This is a genomic window from Paenibacillus sp. N119s, assembly GCF_059447605.1.
Map to the genome: position 1 here is coordinate 1 of NZ_JCAJRU010000370.1, position 3,168 is coordinate 3,168.

At 45.8% G+C, this 3,168-nt stretch carries 4 protein-coding genes; all 4 read left to right on the plus strand.

Translation table 11 applies throughout. The annotated features are described in order from the left end of the window. On the plus strand, positions 1-1,036 hold a 1,036-nt coding region (locus tag AC5V8P_RS24685; RefSeq protein WP_495473977.1), incomplete at its 5' end, for an ABC transporter substrate-binding protein. A 67-nt stretch (positions 1,037-1,103) separates the two neighbouring features. Continuing rightward, on the plus strand, positions 1,104-1,988 hold the full coding sequence (locus AC5V8P_RS24690) for a carbohydrate ABC transporter permease (protein WP_016822701.1): 885 nt from the start codon (positions 1,104-1,106) through the stop codon (positions 1,986-1,988). A 2-nt stretch (positions 1,989-1,990) separates the two neighbouring features. Next, positions 1,991-2,824 (plus strand): carbohydrate ABC transporter permease, encoded by an 834-nt coding sequence (locus AC5V8P_RS24695; protein WP_064797658.1) that lies wholly within the window; start codon positions 1,991-1,993, stop codon positions 2,822-2,824. A gap of 44 nt (positions 2,825-2,868) precedes the next feature. Beyond that, a partial coding sequence (locus AC5V8P_RS24700; RefSeq protein WP_495473978.1) for a glycoside hydrolase family 130 protein occupies positions 2,869-3,168 on the plus strand: 300 nt, incomplete at its 3' end.

The following is a 3,168-nucleotide window of genomic DNA, read 5'->3' on the forward strand; positions in this document are numbered from 1 at the left end:
AGATGTGTTGCTGATTCCTGGCAGTATTCCGATTGAGGAGCTTCCTAACTTTTTTGAGCCACTAGGTACTTATGACGAAATGAAAAACAAGTATACCGGCATTGAAGAACGTACAGTGAATGGTAACAGCTACGGTATTCCAATTGCGATGGTTTACTCTGGCGTGATTTATAACAAAAAAGTGTTCAAGGAAGCAGGAATCACAGAAATTCCAAAAACACCAGATCAATTCCTGAAAGCATTACAGCAAATTAAAGACAAAACCAAGGCAGTACCGCTGTTTACGAACTATGCCTCTGGCTGGGCACTGACTCAGTGGGAGTCCAGTCTGGCAACAGTGGCAGGTACGAAGGAATACGTGAATGTCACACAACCGACTACAGATGATAACTTCACGAAGGGCCAGCCTCACTATGAGCTGTACAAGGTTCTGTACGATGCAGCGAAAAATGGCCTGATTGAAAAAGATCCAACGACTACGGATTGGGAGACCTCCAAGGCGGATCTCGCTCAAGGCAAAATCGGTACGATGGTCCTCGGCTCTTGGGCGATTGATCAGATTAAAAGCGTAGCTCCTAACAAGGATGATATCGGTTTTATGCCTTTCCCGACGAATGCTTCCAAGGTACTTGTACCATTGGCAGGTGATTTTAACCTCGGTATTAACGTAAACAGTGAAAATAAAGAGGCGGCCCGTGCCTGGGTGGATTGGTTTACCGAAAAATCCAACTACGCCGTAGAGCAGGCAGGCAGCATTAGTCCGCTGAAAGGTGCCGAAATGCCCGCCATTTTGAAGCAGTATGAGAAAGAGGGAGTTGTTTTTGAGCCTCTCACTCCGTCTCCGAAGGGGCAGGAAGGAATTGTCGATAAAATCGATAAAGCGGGAGAAATCGGCTTGTGGCAGCCTGATTTCAAGAAGCGCATTATTGAGGCAGCGGTGGGTAACCGCCCGGAATCGTACGACACCATTATGAAAGATCTGAACGATGCATGGGTGAAGGCGCGTGCTGAAGTGGCAGCCAAAGAAGCGAAATAGCCATCCGAACTAACCATAAGAAGAGATTGATATGACAGTCGATGGACGGATTGCCAGGAGGTGCAGCATGTTTAAATTTTCGAATCTCAGCTACTCCAAACAAAGATTAGCAATTATTGTTGCCTTTTCATTTATTCCGCTGGCGCTGCTGGTCACTTTTGCGTACTTGCCGGTGATCAATATGTTTAAATACAGCTTTTCGGACTGGAACGGCTATAGTAAGCGTCTGGAATATGTGGGCTTTGAAAACTATATCAAAATCTTTACCGACCCCGAGTATTTCTCGGTGTTTAAGGTCAGTCTGTATTACTTTGTAGCCACGTTTGTACAGATGGGTTTGGCCCTGTATTTTGCAACCATTCTCAGCTTTCAAACCTGGTTTAAAAATTTCTTTAAAGGCATTTTGTTCTTTCCTTCCCTGATGAACGGGGTGGCGATCGGTTTTATTTTTCTATTCTTTTTTAAACCAGACGGCACCCTCGACACACTACTTCAGGCAATGGGCTTGGGTTCGTATGTCAAGCTGTGGCTAGGCAACCCGGAGATTATTAATATTTCGCTGGCAGGTACGTCGATCTGGAGATACATGGGCTTTAACTTTATTGTATTTCTAGGCGCAATTTCCTCCATATCCAGTGATTTGTATGAAGCAGCTGATATCGACGGAGCCAACCGCTGGCATCAGTTCCGCTCTATTATTTTGCCGACCATCAAGCGGATTTTGCAGCTAAACCTGATCTTGGCGATTAGCGGCGCGATCAGTGCATTCGATATTCCTTACATTATGACCGGCGGCTCCAATGGCAGCAAAACGTTCGTCATTCAGACGATTGATGTGGCATTTAAGTACAGCAAGGTTGGTTTGGCCTCGGCAATGGCAGTTGTTTTGCTGTTGATCGTCGTTGCTGTTACGCTGCTTCAGCGCTTGCTGATTCGGGGAGAGGAGGACTAATCATGTATAAGCTGAAAAGAATACTGGCAAACAGCATCAAATACGCCGCGCTATTACTAGGTGCGTTCATTGCTCTGCTGCCGATTGTTGTGATTTTGTTTGCATCTTTGAAGACGAAGGCTGAATACGCGGCAACCAGTCCTCTGACTCCCCCGGTCAACTGGTTGAACTGGGCGAACTATGCCAAAGCCTTTGTGGATGGAAATATGCTAACCGGATTTGTGAACACGGCCTTTATATTGCTGATCTCCATCATCGGGGCTACGCTGACTGGCTCCATGATCGCGTATATTTTGAACCGTTTTAAATTTAAAGGTAAAAGTCTTATGCTGGGTGCGTTCTTGCTCGCCACGCTCATTCCGGGGGTGACGACACAGGTATCGACCTTCCAGATCATTAACAAGCTGGAACTGTTTAACACGCCTTGGGCAGCTATTTTACTGTATTTGGGAACTGATATTATTGCCGTGTATATTTTTCTTCAGTTTCTGGAATCTATCGCGGTGGCGCTGGATGAGTCGGCCATGTTGGATGGGGCTTCCTATCTGACCATCTACTGGCGCATTATTTTGCCGCTGCTGAAGCCTGCCATTGTGACGGTAATCATCATCAAGGGTGTTAATATTTACAATGATTTTTACACCCCGTTCCTGTATATGCCCAAAACAAGTCTTCAGGTGATATCGACAGCACTGTTTAAGTTTAAAGGGCCATACGGATCGCAATGGGAGGTCATTAGTGCAGGCATCATTATTGCCATTATTCCGACGCTGGTTGCATTTTTATCATTACAAAAGTATATCTATAACGGATTTGCACAGGGTTCAGTCAAATAGAAAGATCAAAAAAATAAAGTGTTTAGGTGAGAGGAGAGTCAATTATGAATAAATTGAATGTGGATTTGAATGTAGGTAATGTACGAATTGTAGGAGATAGCCTGTCGAAAATGCCGTGGCAGGATAAGCCGAAAGGCAGCGAGGCTCCGGTATGGAGACATACTGAAAACCCGGTTATTGGTCGGAATCCTGTGCCTGGGATTGCCCGTATTTTCAACAGTGCAGTAGCACCGTATGAGGGACGGTTTGTAGGAGTGTTCCGAGCTGAGACGATTAATGGACGCCCACATCTGCACCTGGGCTGGAGTGACGACGGGTTGTCTTGGGACATTGAAACGGAACGT

What these genes read in the sequence shown, in the direction of transcription:
- AC5V8P_RS24690 (WP_016822701.1), top strand. Translation starts at nt 1,104, where the DNA reads ATGTTTAAATTTTCGAATCTCAGCTACTCCAAACAAAGATTAGCAATT.
- AC5V8P_RS24695 (WP_064797658.1), top strand. Translation starts at nt 1,991, where the DNA reads ATGTATAAGCTGAAAAGAATACTGGCAAACAGCATCAAATACGCCGCG.